The sequence below is a fragment of the Cupriavidus sp. CP313 genome, from assembly GCF_054072015.1.
On the sequence record NZ_JBSVZB010000006.1, the window covers coordinates 295,356 to 312,731 of the forward strand.

Genomic DNA, 17,376 nt, shown 5'->3' on the forward strand with positions numbered 1-17,376 from the left:
GCGGGCGGATTGCCCACGACGATAACAAGCAAGGCATGGCCAGCAGGCCGGCATTCAGGACGGAGAGTGATCATGGCAACCCTGACAGGTAGCAACGGCAGCGACAGCATCAGCGGCACCACGTCCGCCGACACTATCCTGAGCGGCAATGGCAATGACTACGTCAGCGCCGGCGATGGCAACGACTATGTCGATGCCGGCAACGGCGACGATATCGTCGAAGGCGGCGACGGCAATGACACGCTGCTGGGTGCCAACGGCAAGGACCGCGTGTTCGGCGGGCGCGGCAACGATAACCTGTCCGGTGGCAACGGCACCGACGCGGTCTATGGCGGCAGCGGCGATGACGTGATTGGCAGCATCGACGGTTCCTCGGCGCTTTACACCGGCGACAACGGCGGCGATACGCTGTATGGCGACGGCTACGACAGCTATGCCGACTTTCTTCTCGGGCGCGGCCATGAGTCCGCTCAGCCGGGCAACGATCGTATCCAGGGCGGCAACGGCGATGACCTCATCTACGGGGACAACGGCAACAATGCCGCCCTGGGCGGCGCCGACATCATTGCCGGCGGCAACGGCAAGGACACCATCTATGGCGAAGGTGGCGATGACAACATTGGCGGCGGGGGCGGCGGCGACACGTTGAGCGGCGGCAGTGGCGGTGACGTGTTCGTCTACAACGCGGTGTCCGACTCCACCGCGGCCGGCATGGACATCATCACGGACTTCCAGCGGGGCGCGGACCGTCTCGACCTGCGGCCGGTGCTGGGCAATTCCGGCTTTGAATGGGGTGGACGCCAGCCTACGGCCCATGGCGCCTGGTTCCAGCAATCCGGCGGCAATACCTATGTCTATGTGGATGTCGATGGCAATCCCGCGACGGCGGAAATGGTCATCAGGCTCAATGGCCTGCACGAACTGACCAAGGCAGACTTCGCCGGCTACGAGAACCATGCGCCCACGGCAATGGCCGATACCAACGCGATCGGCGAGAACAACTCTCCGAACCCGATCACCGGCAATGTGCTGTCGAACGACAGCGACGTCGATGCGGGCAACGTGCTGGCCGTAGCCAATCCTGGCACCTATGCCGGCCAGTACGGCACGCTGACGCTCCACGCCGACGGCAGCTACAGCTATACGCTGGACAACGGCAATGGCCAGGTGCAGGCATTGCGGCAGGGGCAGCAAGTCCAGGACACGTTCAACTATGAGGTGTCCGACGGGCAGGCCGGCGCGGCATCATCGCTGAGCATCCGGATTACCGGCGCCAACGACGGCGCTACCATCACGGCCTCGGCCAGCGAGGACAAGGCGGTGACCGAGGCTGGTGGTGCAGGCAACACCGACCCCGGTGACGCATCTGCCAGCGGCAAGCTGACGGTCACTGACGTCGATACCGGTGAAGCGCACTTCGCCGCGGTGCCGGCGGAGAGCCTGGCGGGACAGTACGGTACCTTCAGCTTCTACAGCAACACCGGCGCCTGGACCTACACGCTCGACAACACCAAGGCCGATGCACTGATCGCGGGCCAGCAGGTCAGCGATTCGCTGACAGTGTCCTCCGCCGACCAGACCGCGCAGCAGACCATCAAGGTCGACATCACTGGTGCCAACGATGGCGCTACCATCACGTCCTCGGCCAGCGAGGACAAGGCGGTGACCGAAGCTGGGGGCGCAGGCAACGCTGAAACTGGTGACGCATCCGCCAGCGGTAAGCTGACGGTTACCGATGTCGATACCGGTGAAGCGCACTTTGCCGCGGTGGCGCCGGAGAGCCTGGCGGGGCAGTACGGCACCTTCGCCTTCGACAGCAACACCGGCGCCTGGACCTACACGCTGGACAACACCAAGGCCGATGCCCTGATCGCGGGCCAGCAAGTCAGCGACTCGCTGACGGTGTCTTCGGCCGACCAGATGGCGCAGCAGACCATCAAGGTCGACATCACCGGCGCCAACGACCACGCCACCATCACGGCCTCGGCCAGCGAGGACAAGGCGGTGACCGAAGCCGGCGGCGCAGGCAATGCTGAAACTGGCGACGCATCCGCCAGCGGCAAGCTGACGGTCACTGACGTCGATACCGATGAAGCACTCTTTGCCGCGGTGCCGCCGGAGAGCCTGGCGGGGCAGTACGGCACCTTCAGCTTCGACAGCAACACCGGCGCCTGGACCTACACGCTCGACAACACCAAGGCCGATGCACTGTTCGCGGGCCAGCAGGTCAGTGATTCGCTGACGGTGTCCTCCGCCGACCAGACCGCGCAGCAGACCATCAAGGTCGACATCATCGGCGCCAACGACCACGCCACCATCACGGCCTCAGCCAGTGAGGACAAGGCGGTGACAGAGGCTGGCGGCGCAGGGAACGCAGAAACTGGTGATGCATCCGCCAGCGGCAAGCTGACGGTTACTGACGTCGATACCGGTGAAGAGCACTTCGCCGCGGTGGCGCCGGAGAGCCTGGCGGGGCATTACGGCACCTTCACCTTCGACAGCAACACCGGCGCCTGGACCTATACGCTCGACAACACCAAGGCCGATACCCTGATCGCGGGCCAGCAGGTCAGCGATTCGCTAACAGTGTCTTCGGCCGACCAGACCGCGCAGCAGACCATCAAGGTTGACATCACCGGCGCCAACGACCACGCCACCATCACGGCCTCAGCCAGCGAAGACAAGGCGGTGACCGAAGCTGGCGGCGCAGGCAACGCTGAAACTGGCGACGCATCCGCCAGCGGCAAGCTGGCGGTCACCGATGTCGATGCCGATGAAGCGCACTTCGCCGCGGTGGCGCCGGAGAGCCTGGCGGGGCAGTACGGCACCTTCAGCTTCGACAGCAACACCGGCGCCTGGACCTACACGCTGGACAACAGCAAGGCAGAGTCGCTCGCCGCTGGCCAGCAAGTCACCGACACGCTGTCCGTGCAATCGTCGGACCTCACCGCCACCCAAGTGATTGCCGTCAATATCACTGGCGCCAACGATGCCGTGGTGAACACTGTGCCGACGGCGCAGGCCGTCAACGAAGACATGCCGCTGGTGTTCAGTTCGGCCAAAGGCAATGCGCTCAGCCTCTCTGATGTGGACAACGCCAGCCATACCGTGACGCTGACCGCGACCGCCGGCGCGCTCACGCTCAACGGTATCGCCGGGCTGCAGTTCCTGGCGGGCGACGGCACTGCGGACAGCACCATGACGTTCACGGGCAGCGACGCGGCGATAAATGCCGCGCTGGACGGCCTGCGTTTCGTTGGCGACGGCAACTATGCGGGTGTGGCATCGGTGCAAATGCAGAGCAGCGATGGCAGTGCCGTCGATACCGACGCGGTGGCGATCACGGTCAATCCGGTCAACGACGCTCCCGTAGCAGCCGCAGACGTGATTTATGTCTCGAACAACAACAATGGCAACAGCAACACCACCAGCACCGTCCTGATTCCGGTCAGCGCACTGCTTGGCAATGATGGCGATGTCGATGGGATGGCGTTGTCAGTCACCGCACTTGGGCCTCACACAGCCGGGATCAGCAACCTGATGTTCGCGCCGGAAACCAATGGCAGCTACATCAGGTTCGACGTAGACAAGACGCCGCAGGGCACCTTCAGCTATACCGTTTCAGACGGAGCCGGCGGCACCAGCACGGCGACCGTCACGGTCAATGTCTTGTTGACCGCAAACGATGCCACGGTGTCCTTGGCGGGCCGGGACTACCAGGCTTCCTACCTGGATGGTGGCAGCCAGAGCGATACATTGACGGGCGCCGCAATTGCCGACACCTTTATTGGCGGAACGGGAGCCGACACGCTCAACGGCGGCGACGGCGACGACGTGCTGCGGGGTGCCGCGGGCAATGACATCATCGACGGCGGCGCAGGCATAGACCTGCTGGATTTCTCTGATGCCGCCGTGGGGGTTTCCGTTTCGCTGATACAAAGCAGCCTCGCCACCTCGGTCAACCTGGGTTCGGCGACCGGACTCGGTTCCGACAGCTACAAGAACATGGAGGGCGTGATCGGTTCGGGGAGCAGTGACACGCTGACCGGCAGCTCCGCCAACGACATCATTCGCGGTGGCGGGGGCAATGACATCATCGACGGCGGCGCAGGCCTCGACCTGCTGGACTTTTCCGATGCGAAGGGCTCGGTTGTCTTCACGATGACGCAGAGCAGTATCGCCACCACGGCAGGCCCGGGCGTGACTGGCCTTGGTACCGACACCTACAAGAACATGGAAGGCGTGATCGGTTCGGCATTCAACGACAACCTCACCGGCTCGGCCGGCAACGACGTGTTGCGCGGCGGCGCGGGCGACGACCTGCTCGCGGGAGGCGCTGGCAACGACGTACTGACCGGCGGCGCCGGGGCTGACAGGCTGACGGGCGGCGCAGGCAGCGACACCTTCCGCTTCCTGCGCGCCGATGCCGCCTCGGTGGACACGATCGGCGACTTCGACGTGGCACCAGTGGCAGCGGGTGGCGACGTGCTGGATCTTGCCGACCTGCTTTCCGGCGTCAGCGTGACCACCGCCAATGCGGCGCAGTTCGTCCGCCTGTCGGAAGTCGATGGCAACACCGTGGTCAGCCTGGATCGGGATGGCAGTGGCGCGGCTGCCGCATTCCAGGACGTGGCCGTGCTTCAGGGCGTGGTCGGGCTCGATCTCAACACGCTGTTGAGCAACGGCAATATCCACACGGCCTGAGGCGTGCGATCGGTGGCGGATTCAGAGAGGGAAATGCAGGGCAGCAGTAAGACCGGATTCCGGTGCAGTTGAAAACCATAATAAACGGGTAGCGCACCGCTTCCCGCATCGCGCAGGCGCCGGCCAGCGCGATACGAGGCAGCGGGTGCGCCCGAGTGGGGGAAGCATGACAACGACATGGTGCCGGCTGGCACATGTACTGCTATGGGCAGCCATGGTGGTGCCGCATCACGCGGCAGCCCAGGCGCTGCGCCAGGCAGTCGAGCAAGCCGTGCATACCAATCCCGAAGTGCTGGCGGCGGGCAGCCGCCGGCTGGCCGCGGACGAGGGGCTGACGCAGGCGCGCGCCGGTTACCTGCCGCGGGTCGATGTCAATGCCGCCACCGGTCGCGTACGCCTGGACAGCCACAGCACACGGCTGATGGGCCTGTCTGACTCTTCCTATGCCAGCCACGCGGCCGGCGTGACGATCTCGCAGATGCTGTTCGATGGCTTTGCCACCAGCAGCGACGTGGAGCGCCAGGGCGCACGGATCGACGGCGCGGCCTATCGTGTCGGCGCGACTGCCGAAGACATCGCGCTGCGCACGGTCGGCGTCTATGTGGAGGTGCTGCGGCGCCAGGAAACCGTGGCCATCGGCCTGGCCAATCTCGAAGCGCACCAGCACATCTATGACCAGATCAGGCTTGGCGCCGACAACGGCGTGCTGCGCCGCGCCGACCTCTACCAGGCCGAGAGCCGCCTGGCGCTGGCCAAGGCCAGCCTGAGGGCCGAGCAGGGCAGCCTGCAGGACGCCATGACGGCCTACCTGCGCGTGGTCGGGGCGCCGCCGGAGGCGTTGTCCAGGCCGGAATCGCTGTCGGCGGTGCTGCCTGCCACCGAACGCGAGGCGCAGCAGGTGGCAGGCGCCAGCCATCCGGCATTGGGCGCCGGGCAGGCCGATATTGCCGAAGCCCAGGCCGGACGCTCGCTGGCCAAGGCGGCAATGTGGCCAAGGCTGGATCTGGAGGTCGGCGTGGCGCGCGACCGTGACCGCGTGCTCGGCACGACCGATGAGCGCAGTGTGATGCTGCGGGTGCGCTACAACCTGTTCCGCGGCAACGCCGACAAGGCACGCATCAATGAAGCCGGGTACCAGGTTCAGGAAGCGGAACAGAACCTGGACCGGCTGCGCAGGCAGGTGCAGGAAAGCGTGTCGCAGGCCTTCAACGCCTACCTGACGGCGCAGGACCGGCTGGCGAGCCTCGGGCAATACGTGCAGGCCAGCGATGCCACGCGCGTCAGCTACGGCAAGCAGTTCCGGATCGGGCAGCGCAGCCTGCTTGACCTGCTCAATGCCGAGAATGAGTACTTCAGCGCCCGCACTGCCTACGTGACCGGCCAGTACACCGAACTGGCCAGCCAGTACCGCATCCTTGCCGGCATGGGCTTGCTGCTGGCGACCCTGCAGGTGCCGGTGCCCAGGGAGGGGATGGTGCAGGTGGGGCAGCGGACAGGGCCGCCGCTGGGCCAGAGATAACGATGGCGCCGCCTCAGCCCGGCACAGCTTCCCCCCGCATCCCCCGCAACCGATACTCGCCCGGCGCCACGCCCGTCCATTTCTTGAATGCCCGGTGAAACGTGCTCGGCTCGGAGAACCCGAGCCGCAGTGCCACGTCCTGCAGCGTCATGCACGGACGCTCCAGCATGCCGATGGCCACGTCGCGCCGCAGGCTGTCCTTGATGCTCTGGTAGCCGCTGCCCTCGTCGCGCAGCCGGCGGCGCAGCGTCTGGGGCGTGAGCCGCAGCATCTGCGCCATCTGTTCCAGCGACGGCAGTTCGTCATCCAGGTGGGAACGCAAGTGCTGCCGGATGCGCTCGGCCAGGCAGCTGTTGTCGCGGTAGCGGATCAGCAGGTTGCGCGGCGTCTCGCGCAGGAACTCGCGCAGGCTGGCGGCGTCCTGCATCACCGGCAGGCGCAGGCTGGCGGCATCGAAATGCAGCACGGAGACAGGCTGGCCGTAATGCACGGCGGTCTTGAAGACGCGCTCGGTCTCCGGGCCGCCCTGTGACGGCGCGGCGCTCAGGTCGACCCGCGCCAGCGGGATATGGCCGGCGACCAGCCAGCTGAGCAGCGCGTAGGCATGGAACACGAAAGTCGATTCGGCAAAGCTGCGGCAGGCCGAGGCCGGCGCGCGCGGATGCAGCACCACGGAGGCGGTCTTGCCGTCGGCGCTGACATGCAGGCGTGGCGCGAAGGCGTCGATATGCAGCCGGTACAGGCGCAGCCCGGCGCGGATGGCGTCCTCCAGCGTGGCGCAATGGATCAGGTTGCGGCACGCTTGCGCAAACACGCCCGGGGTCACGGGCCGGTCCAGCAGCCCCCATAGTTCATCGCGCATGACGCGGCGCAGCGTGCGGATCAGCGCCGCGTACTGGCCTTGGGTGACGCGCGCATTGGGCGAGGCCAGCAGCGCCGGCGAAATCCCGGCCCGGCGCAGCAGCGCGGCAAGGTCGTGGCCCAGCCGGCGCGGGCCCAGCAGGATGTGATCCACATGCTGGATCGCAATGGTGTGGCGCGCCGAGGCCTGTGGCGCGGCCTGCGCCGTGGTGGCCGGGGCATCGGCACGGCCTGGGGCATGGCCGTGCCCGGGCGCCGGCGGCAGTGCGCTGCCGGCGAGGTGCAGCTTGCCTGGCACGGTCGGGCGCAGCGATGACAGGACAGCGGTATGCATGGGTCTCCTCATCACGGTGGCGCGTCGGCGCCGGCACCGCGGAACGGCTGGTTCCGCGGGCGTTCCCGGACGTTTCGCCACATCGTCTCGCCACCTTAGCAAGCCGCGACTGCACCGCACAATCGGGATTTGCCAAAGGCTGCCTTCCATCTGAGCGATTCGGCCAATCATTTTGGCTTGTCTGGTCATTGTCCACGCACCGCAGCATCGCGCACTCTGCGGCTAATACCGATACAAGGCCGGCGCACCGGCCCGGACGGGACCAGAAACGGGGCTAAGACCCGTTCCCGCCTCAGGAAAAACAATGGAGACAACACATGCAGGCAGATCGTCGTAGTGCGCTGTGGCGCTTTGGGGCCGGGTTGCTGGCCGTGGCCGGGGTGCTGGGTGGGGATGCCGCCTTCGCCCAGGGGCAATTCCCGTCGAAGACGGTCCGGCTGGTCGTGCCATACCCGGCCGGCGGCGCCACCGACGTGCTCGCGCGTGCCATTGCCGACGGGCTTGGCAAGGCCTGGTCGCGCCCGGTGGTGGTGGAGAACCGCCCCGGCGCGAGCAGCATGATCGGCTCCGAGGCCGTGGCCCGCGCCGAGCCTGACGGCCATACCGCCTTGCTGACGATCACCACCCTCGTGCAGGCGCCCAGCCTGTATGCGAAGCCGCCGGTGGACCCGGTCAAGGACTTTGCCGCGGTGTCGGAGCTGGGCACCACCAACCTGGTCTTTGCCGTGCACAACTCGGTGCCGGCCACCAGCCTGAAGGAATTCATCGAGCTGGTCCGCGCCAAGCCCAGGCAGTTCTCCTACGGCTCCTACGGCACCGGCTCAAGCGGCCACCTGTACGGCGAGATCTTCAAGGAGTCCGCCAAACTGGACATGGTCCATGTGTCATACAAGGGTGAGGCACCGGAGCTGAACGACCTGCTGGGCGGGCAGGTGCCGGCCGCCATCATCTCGGTGATGGGCGCCAAGCCGCACAACGCCTCGGGGCGCCTGCGCGCGCTGGCCGTGACCGGCGGCAGCCGCTCGCCGCAGTTGCCGGATGTGCCGACCTTCCGCGAGGCGGGCGTTGCCGGCATGGACGGGTTGGGATGGTTCGGCCTGTTCCTGCCTGCCGCCACGCCCCGGGCCATCGTCGACAAGTACTCGGCCGACGTCAATCGCGTCCTGGCCCAGCCAGACATTCGCAAGCGCATGAGCGACATGGGCATCGTCCTGACCGGCAGCACGCCGGATGCGTTCGCGCAGACCGTCCAGGCTGACTACGCACGCTGGGGCAAGGTCATCCGCACCAACAACATCCGCCTGGACTGAGTTCTTCCCGACTGACCTGTATCGATTGCTGCAAATGAAGCCTGCTACAAGTACCAACCAGCCGTTCCGTTCCCCGGCCTGGCCGCCTGGCCTGCCGGCCGCGCTGCATACGCCGCGCACCAGCCTGTTCTACAACGTCGAGGCGGCGGCGCACCGCTATCCGGACAAGACCGCGATCCAGTATTTCGGCACCGCGATTTCCTACGGCCAGCTGCAGGACGAGATCGAACGGATGGCGGGCTACCTGCAGCAGGCCTGCGGCATCCAGCCGGGCGACCGGGTGCTGCTGTTCAGCCAGAACTGCCCGCAGTTCATCGTTGCTTACTACGCGATCCTGCGCGCCGAAGGCGTGGTGGTGCCGGCCAACCCGATGTGGCTGGAGGCCGAACTTGCCCATGTGGTGCAGGACAGCGGCGCGGTCGCCGCCTTTGCCGGCAGCGAGCTGTACCAGCGCGTGGCACCGCTGCACGGCCCGGCGCTGCGCCATGTGATCCTGCACGACTATGCCGGCATGCTGCGCGACGACGGCGGCCTGGCCGTGCCGGCCTGGCTGCGCGAACCGCCGCCCGCGCCGCAGGCTGCGCCCTCCGGCGCGATGCCGGTGGCCTGGGACGCGGCCAGCGCCGCCGGGCACCGGCCGCTGCCGCACCAGGCGGGCTACGACACGCTGTGCATGCTGGCCTATACCTCCGGCACCACCGGCCACCCCAAGGGCTGCATGCATAGCCACGGCACGCTGATGACCGCGGCGGCCGGTTCGGTGATCTGGCGCGGCGCTACGCCCGAATCCGTGGTGCTGGCAGTGGCGCCGATGTTCCACCTGCTGGGCATGCAGAACTGCATGAACTCGCCGCTCTACCTGGGCGCCACCGTGGTGCTGATGCCGCGCTGGGACCGCGCGCTGGCCGCGGACCTGATCGAGCGCTACCGCGTCTCGGTCTGGGGTGCGCCGCCGGCGATGATGGTGGACTTCTTCTCCCAGCCGGGCATCGACGCGCGCGACCTGTCGAGCCTGGCCTACGTGGGCGGCGGCGGCGCGGCCATGCCCGAAGCGGTGGCCAATATGCTGCAGGAACGTTTCGGCCTGCCCTACGTCGAGGCCTACGGCATGACCGAGACCGCGGCCTTCATCCTGTCGAACCCGCGCAACCAGCCCAAGCGCGAATGCCTGGGCATCGCCACCTTCGGCGTGGACGCGCGCGTGGTCGATCCCGAGACGCTGCAGGAACTGCCTTACGGCGAGACCGGCGAGATCGTGGTCCACGGCGGCCAGGTGATGCAGGGCTACTGGCACAATCCGGAAGCCAACGCGGCCACCTTCATCGAGATCGGCGGCAAGCGCTTCCTGCGCACCGGCGACCTCGGCTTCATGGACGAGGAAGGCTACTTCTTCATGCGCGACCGCCTCAAGCGGATGATCAACGCGTCCGGCTACAAGGTCTGGCCGGCCGAGGTGGAGAACCTGCTGTACGGGCACCCGGCCATCCACGAAGCCTGCGTGATCGCCGCCCGCGACGAGCGCCGCGGCGAGACCGTCAAGGCCGTGGTGGCGCTGCGCCCGGAAGCACGCGGCACGGCTGAAGCCGACCCCGAACGCATCATGGCCTGGTGCCGCGAGCATATGGCCGCGTACAAGGTGCCGCGCATCGTCGACGTGGTCGATGCGCTGCCCAAGTCGGCCACCGGCAAGATCCTGTGGCGCGCCTTGCAGGAGCGCGAGATGCAGGCGGACAACCCGAGCGCCTGACGCCAGCGCCGAATTCAGGAAAGAGAGAGACAGCATGCAGCAAAGCAGACGCAACTGGCTGGCACAGGCCGGCACCCTGGCCGGCGCGGCCATCCTCGGCGGCGCGGGCAGCGCCTTCGCGCAGCAACCGTATCCGAGCAAGCCGATTCGCATGATCGTGCCGTACCCGGCCGGCGGCGGCACCGACACCGTGGGCCGCCTGATCGGCCAGCGCCTGGCCGAAAGCCTGGGCCAGCCGGTGGTGGTGGAAAACAAGCCCGGCGCCAGCGGCATGCTGGGCAACGACACCGTCGCCAAGGCGCCGGCCGACGGCTACACCCTCCTGCTGGCGATCACCGCGCTGATCCAGTCGCCGGCCCTGTACAAGCGCACGCCGTACGACGTGGCCAGGGACTTCACGCCGGTCTCGCTGATCGCCAGGTCGTCCGACCTGTTCGTGGTGCCCAACCGCGTGCCGGCCAGCAATATGCGCGAGTTCCTGGCGCTGGCCAAGGCCGGCAAGCTCAGCTATGGCTCCTACGGCAACGGCACCTCGTCGCACCTGCATGGCGAACTGCTCAAGCAGCAGGCAGGCATCGAGATCGCGCATATCCCTTACAAGGGCGCGGCGCCGCTGATGAGCGACCTGCTCGGCGGCCAGGTGGACAGCGCCTTTGTCGACGTGACCTCGGCCAACCCGTACCTGGGCAGCAACAAGTTCAAGATCCTCGGCATCACCGGCACCCAGCGCTACAAGGCGCTGCCCAATGTGCCGACCTTCACTGAACTGGGCCTGCCGGGGTTCGAGCCCAACGGCTGGTACGGGCTGTTCCTGCCGGCCAATGCGCCCAAGGATGTGACGGCGAAGCTGGCGGCAGAGACCGCGCGCATCGTGCGGCTGCCCGAAGTGACGCAGAAGCTGGCCAGCATGGGCCTGCAGCCGGTCGGGTCCGCGCCGCAGGGACTGGCGGCCGTGGTCGCCGGCGACACGCCCAAGTGGGCCAAGATCGTGCGCGACGCCAATATCCAGCTCGACTGAAACCCGCCTCCCGGAGCCCACCGATGGAAACCATCCGCTTTGCCGTCGAGGACGGCGTCGCCACGCTGACGCTGGACTCGCCGGCGCGCAAGAACGCGCTGTCCTTGCCGATGCGCGACGAGATCGGCGAAGTGATTCGCCGGGTACGCGCCGACGACAGCGTGCGCGCGCTGATCCTGACCGCCGCCGGCACCGATTTCTCGTCGGGCGGCGACATCAGCTCGATGCAGGTCGAGATCGATGCCGAGCAGGGCCGCAAGCGCCTGCAGAAGGTGCACGGCTGGCTGGAAGACCTGATCCAGCTCGACGTGCCGGTCATCGCCGCGGTGGACGGCGCGGCCTATGGCGCAGGCTTCAGCCTGGCGCTGACGGCCGACATCATCCTGGCCACGCCGCGCGCGCGCTTCGGGCTGCCGTTCCTGCGCATGGGGCTGATCCCCGACTGTGGCGTGTTCTACACGCTGCCGCGCATGATCGGCCTGCAGCGGGCCAAGGCGCTGATGTTCTCGATGCGCGAGCTGAACGCCCAGGCCGCGCAAGACCTTGGCATCGTCATGGAAATCGTGCCGGCGGACAGCCTGCAGGAACGCGCGCGGGCGCTGGCGCAGGCCTTCACCGAGGCATCGCCGGTGGCGGTGGGCCTGACCAAGCAGGCGCTGAACGCCTCGCTGAACCAGGACCTGCACACCATGCTGGCGATGGAAGCTGACGGGCAGGGCATTGCCTTCTCCACCGCCTATCGCCGCGAGGCTGCCGACCGCTTCATGGCCAAGCAGCCGCTGCGCTACCGCTGGCCGGACTGAGCGGCGGCGCCGGTCATGCTGCCCCGCAGCATCCGGCTGCCTCGCCAAGCCGTAGTTTACGTATTCAGGCGGGCGCTGGCCGGACGGCACCGGTCGCCTGCTCATTTTCTCGTTTACCCTGATATCAGCACACCATATGGGATCCCACGACCAGCACACGGCGCCCGCCGTACGCCAGACCCCCTGGATGACCGAAGACCTGGGGATGTTCCAGGAAACCGTGCGCCGCTTCATCGAGCGCGAACTGGCGCCCAACGAGGCCCGCTGGGCCGACCAGGGCTATATCGACCGCGAGGTCTGGCGCCGCGCCGGCCAGATCGGGCTGCTGTGCGCCAGCATCCCCGAGGAATACGGCGGCGGTGGCGGCACCTTTGCCCACGAGGCCGTCATCACCCAGGAAATGTCGCGCGCCGTCTGCACCAGCCTTGGCAATAATGTGCACAGCGGCATCGTGGCACATTACCTGCTCAACTACGGCACGGAAGAGCAGAAGAAGAAATGGCTGCCGCAAATGGCCAGCGGCGAAATGGTGGCGGCCATTGCCATGTCGGAACCTGGCGCCGGTTCGGACCTCAAAGCGATACGCACCCGTGCGGTGCGCGAACAGACCGAAAACGGGGACTGCTATCGCATAAACGGTGCAAAGACCTTCATCACCAACGGGTATCACGCCGACCTGGTCTGCGTGGTGGCCAAGACCGATCCGGAAGCCGGTTCGCGCGGCGTGTCGCTGGTCATGGTGGAGACGCGCGACCTGCCGGGCTTCCGTCGTGGCCGCATTCTCGAAAAGATCGGGCAGAAAGGGCAGGACACCGCCGAGCTCTTCTTCGACGACGTGCTGGTGCCGTGCGCCAACCTGCTGGGCACGCAGGAGGGGCAGGGTTTCTACCAGCTTATGCAGCAACTGCCGCAAGAGCGCATGATCATTGCGCTCGGGGCCGTGGCGACCATGCAGCGCGCCATCGAGCTGACCACCGAATACGTGCGCCAGCGCAAGGTGTTCGGCCAGCCGCTGGCCGATTTGCAGAACACGCGCTTCAAGCTGGCGGAGTGCAAGACGGTCGCCACCATTGCCGCGACCTTTGTCGACGATTGCATGCTGCGCCTGATGGACGGCAAGCTCGACGCTGCCACGGCCGCCATGGCAAAGTGGTGGTGCACGCAGCAGAACTGCCAGGTCATCGACGAGTGCCTGCAGTTGCACGGCGGCTACGGCTACATGCTTGAATACCCGATCGCGCGTATGTATGCGAACGCACGCGTGAGCAAGATCTTCGGCGGCTCCAACGAGATCATGAAGGAGCTGGTCGCGCGCACGCTTTGACGCGTCCGCTAGCAGCAGTGTGCGCGTGCTAGTGCGCGCAAACGCGTAAGAAAATGCGCAAAAGCGAAAGCCGGCACCAGTGCCGGCTTTCGTGCGTATGGTTACAAAACCGGATGTGCACGGATGGCGGGAAAGGTGTAAGGTGTTTCACAAGCATGGTCAATGGCCCGTCGCGTGCGGGGGCAAGGCCCGAGCGGAAATCCAGCCAAAAGCTGAAGCGAAATCATGCAGAAAATGCAGCAACGAAACAGCCGTTGCATCGATGCAAGATTCGTCAACTCGGACACCACCATCGCCGTTATTTGACTATGATGAAGTAAAGACTTCGCAACATGACAGGTCGCCAGGCCGGGGTGGTGTGCCGCGAACGTTGCGCGAAGCCTTAGGGGTAGCACGCCTCGGACGTGAACTCTGACGGGAGTGAGGTATGGACATTTTTGGCCATTACGCTACGCGCTTCGAAGCTCGCAAGGAAGAGGAATACAGCATCCAGGAGTACCTGGAGATCTGCAAGAAGGATCCGACTGCCTACGCGACTGCTGCCGAACGCATGCTTGCCGCAATCGGCCAGCCTGAGCTGGTGGATACCCACCACGACCCCAGGCTGTCCCGCCTGTTCTTCAACAAGGTCATCCGCATCTATCCGGCCTTCCGCGACTTCTACGGCATGGAGGACACGATCGAACAGATCGTCGCGTTCTTCAAGCACGCGGCGCAGGGCCTGGAAGAGCGCAAGCAGATCCTCTACCTGCTCGGGCCTCCGGGTGGTGGCAAGTCCTCGCTCGCTGAAAAGCTCAAGGCGCTGATGGAGGAGATCCCCATCTACGCGCTCAAGGGTTCGCCGATCCATGAGTCGCCGCTGGGGCTGTTCGCGCCAGAGGAAGACGGCAAGATCCTGGAAGAGGACTACGGCATTCCGATCCGGTATCTGAACACCATTGCCTCGCCATGGGCGGTCAAGCGCCTGCACGAGTTCAACGGCGATATCACCAGGTTCCGGGTGGTCAAGCTGCGCCCTTCGGTGCTGTCGCAGATTGCGATCTCGAAGACGGAGCCTGGCGACGAAAACAACCAGGATATTTCCTCGCTGGTCGGCAAGGTCGACATCCGCAAGCTGGAAGATTTTCCGCAGGACGATCCGGACGCCTACTCCTATTCCGGCGGGCTCTGCCTGGCCAACCGCGGCCTGCTTGAGTTCGTTGAAATGTTCAAGGCGCCCATCAAGGTCCTGCACCCGCTGCTGACGGCAACGCAGGAAGGCAACTACAAGGGTACCGAAGGCTTCGGCGCGATCCCGTTCGACGGCATCGTCCTGGCGCACTCGAACGAGGCGGAGTGGACGACCTTCAAGGCGGACAAGAACAACGAGGCTTTCCTGGACCGGATCTATATCGTCAAGGTGCCGTACGTGCTGCGCGTGTCCGACGAGGTGAAGATCTACGACAAGCTTTTGCGCAGCAGTTCGCTGTCGGCCGCGCCGTGCGCGCCCAACTCGCTGAAGATGATGGCGCAGTTCGCGGTGCTTACGCGCATCAAGGAGCCCGAGAACTCCAATGTCTTCTCGAAGATGCGCGTCTATGACGGCGAGAGCCTGAAGGACGTGGATCCGAAAGCGAAGTCGTACCAGGAATACCGCGACTATGCGGGCATCGACGAAGGCATGAACGGGCTGTCGACGCGCTTTGCCTTCAAGGTCCTGTCCAAGGTCTTCAACTTCGACAACACCGAAGTGGCGGCCAACCCGGTGCACCTGCTGTACGTGCTTGAACAGCAGATCGAGCGCGAGCAGTTCCCGCCGGAGCAGGAATCCAAGCTGCTGTCGTACATCAAGGAGTACCTGACCACGCCGTTCGTGGAGTTCATCGGCAAGGAGATCCAGACCGCCTACCTGGAGTCGTATTCGGAGTATGGCCAGAACATCTTCGACCGCTATGTGGCGTTCGCCGACCTGTGGATCCAGGACCAGGAGTACCGCGATCCCAACACCGGCGAGATCCTCGACCGCAACGCGCTGAACGACGAGCTTGAGAAAGTGGAGAAGCCCGCGGGTATCTCGAACCCGAAGGACTTCCGCAACGAGATCGTCAACTTCGTGCTGCGGGCGCGGGCCAACAACAGCGGCAAGAACCCGGTCTGGACCAGCTATGAAAAGCTGCGGATGGTGATCGAGAAGCGCATGTTCTCCACCACTGAGGACCTGTTGCCGGTGATCTCGTTCAACGCCAAGTCTTCTCGCGAAGACCAGGACAAGCACGAGAACTTCGTCAACCGCATGGTCGAGAAGGGGTACACGCCCAAGCAAGTGAGACTTCTGGTGGAGTGGTATCTGCGCGTAAGAAAGTCATCGTAACGGCGCCGCGGAACAGGTCTCTCAACGAGGGAAACTTATGGCTACGGTCATCGATCGGCGCGAGAACGGCGGCAACAAGAGTGCCGTCAACCAGCAACGTTTCATCAAGCGCTACCGCGAGCAGATCCGGCAAGCGGTGGCAAAGGCGGTGTCCGGCCGGAAGATCATGGACATCGAGCAGAGCGGCCAGGTGTCCATTCCGGTCAAGGACATCTCCGAACCGATCTTCCACCACGGCCCGGGCGGGCGGCGCGAGTGGATTCACCCTGGCAACAAGAAGTTCGTCAAGGGCGACTCCTTCGACCGCCAGCAGCAGGGCGCTGGCGGGACCGGTTCGCGGGCCAGCGACAGCGGCGAAGGCGAGGACGATTTCGTCTTCACACTGTCGCGCGAGGATTTCCTGAACTTCTTCTTCGAGGACATGGCGCTGCCAGACCTGGCCAAGCGCCACCTCGCCAAGATCGCCGAGGTGCGCAAGGTGCGCGCCGGCTATTCCATCGACGGCACGCCTGCCAACCTGTCGGTCCTGCGCACCATGCGCAGCTCGCTGGGGCGGCGCATCGCCTTGTCCAGCCCTTACCAGAAACGCCTGCGCGAGCTGGAACTGGACTACAGCGCGGCGCTGGAAAAGGACGGCCCCTATGCCGAAGGCACGCTCGAGCTGATGGAGAAGATGCGGCACCTGCGTGCCTGCATTGACCGCGTGCCCTTTATCGAGAAGCTCGACCTGCGCTACAACAACCGCGTGCTGAAGAAGCGCCCGCAGGCCCAGGCGGTGATGTTCTGCCTGATGGACGTGTCCGGCTCGATGGACGAGAGCCGCAAGGACCTGGCCAAGCGCTTCTTCATGCTGCTGTACCTGTTCCTCAAGCGCAACTACGAGCGCATCGATGTGGTGTTCATTCGCCATCACACGGTGGCAAAGGAAGTCGATGAGGAAGACTTCTTCCACTCGCGCGAGTCCGGTGGTACCGTGGTGTCCAGTGCGCTGAAGCTGATGGTGGAAGTGATCCACGACCGCTATCCGCCGAGCCAGTGGAACATCTACTGCGCGCAGGCGTCAGACGGTGATAACTGGGCCGGTGATTCCGAGTTGTGCGGACGCCTGCTGCGCGATTCGATCCTGCCACTGGTGCAGTACTATGCATATGTTGAAGTCGCATCGGAAGAGCCGCAGAACCTCTGGGAAGAGTATCTGACGGTCAAGGGACAGTTCGATCACTTTGCGATGCAGCGCATCATCGGTGCGGACGAGATCTACCCGGTGCTGCACGACCTGTTCCAGAAGCGCGCAGCATAGGGTGGCGCCGATCCTGGCCTTCCTTGCGGAGGGCCACAGTGAAGGCAAATGGCGAGGCAACGCGGACCACGCGGCGCGGCGATGCCGTGCGCGCCGGACGGGTCTG

10 protein-coding genes are annotated in these 17,376 nt (G+C 65.5%); 9 read left to right on the plus strand and 1 reads right to left on the minus strand.

The genetic code is table 11. The features are described 5' to 3' along the window. The first annotated feature begins 72 nt into the window (after positions 1-72). Positions 73-4,704 (plus strand): beta strand repeat-containing protein, encoded by a 4,632-nt coding sequence (locus tag ACW4E8_RS11815; protein WP_456804678.1) that lies wholly within the window; start codon positions 73-75, stop codon positions 4,702-4,704. A 166-nt stretch (positions 4,705-4,870) separates the two neighbouring features. Next, positions 4,871-6,223 (plus strand): TolC family outer membrane protein, encoded by a 1,353-nt coding sequence (locus ACW4E8_RS11820; protein WP_456804679.1) that lies wholly within the window; start codon positions 4,871-4,873, stop codon positions 6,221-6,223. Positions 6,224-6,236: 13 nt separating this feature from the next. Here ACW4E8_RS11820 and ACW4E8_RS11825 read toward each other — a convergent pair whose 3' ends face one another. Beyond that, on the minus strand, positions 6,237-7,418 hold the full coding sequence (locus ACW4E8_RS11825; protein WP_456804680.1) for an AraC family transcriptional regulator: 1,182 nt from the start codon (positions 7,416-7,418) through the stop codon (positions 6,237-6,239). 317 nt (positions 7,419-7,735) lie between these two features. On the opposite strand from ACW4E8_RS11825, the gene ACW4E8_RS11830 reads away from it, so the two are divergent. The 7 genes from ACW4E8_RS11830 (at position 7,736) to ACW4E8_RS11860 (ending at position 17,270) form a co-directional block, all read left to right on the plus strand. Next, positions 7,736-8,728 (plus strand): Bug family tripartite tricarboxylate transporter substrate binding protein, encoded by a 993-nt coding sequence (locus ACW4E8_RS11830; RefSeq protein ID WP_456804681.1) that lies wholly within the window; start codon positions 7,736-7,738, stop codon positions 8,726-8,728. A gap of 34 nt (positions 8,729-8,762) precedes the next feature. After that, positions 8,763-10,475, plus strand: coding sequence for a long-chain fatty acid--CoA ligase (locus tag ACW4E8_RS11835; protein WP_456804682.1), 1,713 nt, complete (start codon positions 8,763-8,765; stop codon positions 10,473-10,475). A 34-nt stretch (positions 10,476-10,509) separates the two neighbouring features. Next, positions 10,510-11,493: a Bug family tripartite tricarboxylate transporter substrate binding protein gene (locus tag ACW4E8_RS11840; protein WP_456804683.1), complete on the plus strand. Its 984-nt coding sequence runs from the start codon at positions 10,510-10,512 to the stop codon at positions 11,491-11,493. A gap of 23 nt (positions 11,494-11,516) precedes the next feature. Continuing rightward, positions 11,517-12,296, plus strand: a complete 780-nt coding sequence (locus ACW4E8_RS11845; RefSeq protein ID WP_456804684.1) for an enoyl-CoA hydratase/isomerase family protein — start codon at positions 11,517-11,519, stop codon at positions 12,294-12,296. A 136-nt stretch (positions 12,297-12,432) separates the two neighbouring features. Beyond that, positions 12,433-13,620, plus strand: coding sequence for an acyl-CoA dehydrogenase family protein (locus ACW4E8_RS11850; protein WP_456804685.1), 1,188 nt, complete (start codon positions 12,433-12,435; stop codon positions 13,618-13,620). A gap of 427 nt (positions 13,621-14,047) precedes the next feature. Continuing rightward, on the plus strand, positions 14,048-15,970 hold the full coding sequence (locus tag ACW4E8_RS11855; RefSeq protein WP_456804686.1) for a PrkA family serine protein kinase: 1,923 nt from the start codon (positions 14,048-14,050) through the stop codon (positions 15,968-15,970). Positions 15,971-16,007: 37 nt separating this feature from the next. Next, complete coding sequence (locus ACW4E8_RS11860; protein ID WP_456804687.1) at positions 16,008-17,270, plus strand: YeaH/YhbH family protein; 1,263 nt, start codon at positions 16,008-16,010, stop codon at positions 17,268-17,270. Positions 17,271-17,376: the final 106 nt, after the last annotated feature.

Excerpts from the sequence above, each read along its gene's own strand:
- ACW4E8_RS11830 (WP_456804681.1), top strand. The coding sequence starts at position 7,736 with ATGCAGGCAGATCGTCGTAGTGCGCTGTGGCGCTTTGGGGCCGGGTTG.
- ACW4E8_RS11825 (WP_456804680.1), bottom strand. The coding sequence starts at position 7,418 with ATGCATACCGCTGTCCTGTCATCGCTGCGCCCGACCGTGCCAGGCAAG.
- ACW4E8_RS11820 (WP_456804679.1), top strand. The coding sequence starts at position 4,871 with ATGACAACGACATGGTGCCGGCTGGCACATGTACTGCTATGGGCAGCC.
- ACW4E8_RS11850 (WP_456804685.1), top strand. The coding sequence starts at position 12,433 with ATGGGATCCCACGACCAGCACACGGCGCCCGCCGTACGCCAGACCCCC.
- ACW4E8_RS11835 (WP_456804682.1), top strand. The coding sequence starts at position 8,763 with ATGAAGCCTGCTACAAGTACCAACCAGCCGTTCCGTTCCCCGGCCTGG.
- ACW4E8_RS11840 (WP_456804683.1), top strand. The coding sequence starts at position 10,510 with ATGCAGCAAAGCAGACGCAACTGGCTGGCACAGGCCGGCACCCTGGCC.
- ACW4E8_RS11815 (WP_456804678.1), top strand. The coding sequence starts at position 73 with ATGGCAACCCTGACAGGTAGCAACGGCAGCGACAGCATCAGCGGCACC.
- ACW4E8_RS11860 (WP_456804687.1), top strand. The coding sequence starts at position 16,008 with ATGGCTACGGTCATCGATCGGCGCGAGAACGGCGGCAACAAGAGTGCC.
- ACW4E8_RS11855 (WP_456804686.1), top strand. The coding sequence starts at position 14,048 with ATGGACATTTTTGGCCATTACGCTACGCGCTTCGAAGCTCGCAAGGAA.
- ACW4E8_RS11845 (WP_456804684.1), top strand. The coding sequence starts at position 11,517 with ATGGAAACCATCCGCTTTGCCGTCGAGGACGGCGTCGCCACGCTGACG.